1 pseudogene is annotated in these 513 nt (G+C 55.0%); it reads right to left on the bottom strand.

Annotated elements, in window-relative coordinates:
- Window positions 1-513 (bottom strand): annotated as a pseudogene (locus J5F18_RS02440) (molybdopterin-dependent oxidoreductase); the annotation flags it as partial.

Genomic DNA, 513 nt, shown 5'->3' with positions numbered 1-513 from the left:
TGCCAGCTTTTTCTGCTGCCGCAGCAATGCCGAGCGGGTTGGTGCCTAACTGCGGCGCACTCGGTAACCAGCCCATACGTTCTGCACGCGTGTTGTAATCGATAATGCTCGATTTCCACTTGTTCGGGTTCGCCAACGGAGACACCACTTCGGTCATCTCTAACTTTTCGTAACGCCATTGGCTCGAGTGGTTATAGAAGAACGACGTGCCGTTCATGTGACGTGGTGGACGCTGCCAATCCAAGCCAAAGGCCAGTGGTGCCCAACCGGTTTGCGGGCGTAATTTCTCTTGGCCGACGTAATGCGCCCAGCCACCGCCGCTTTGACCAATACAGCCACACATCATCAGCATGTTGATCAAGCCACGGTAGTTCATGTCCATGTGGTACCAGTGGTTCAGTGCGGCACCAACGATCACCATTGAGCGACCTTTGGTTTTATCGGCGTTACGACCAAACTCACGCGCCACACGAACGACGTCTTTTGGATCCACACCGGTAATCGGCTGCTGCC

The sequence above is a fragment of the Halomonas sp. BM-2019 genome (assembly GCF_017584085.1).
The sequence above is the reverse complement of the archived record's forward strand: the minus strand, read 5'-3'. Positions and strand labels throughout refer to the sequence as shown.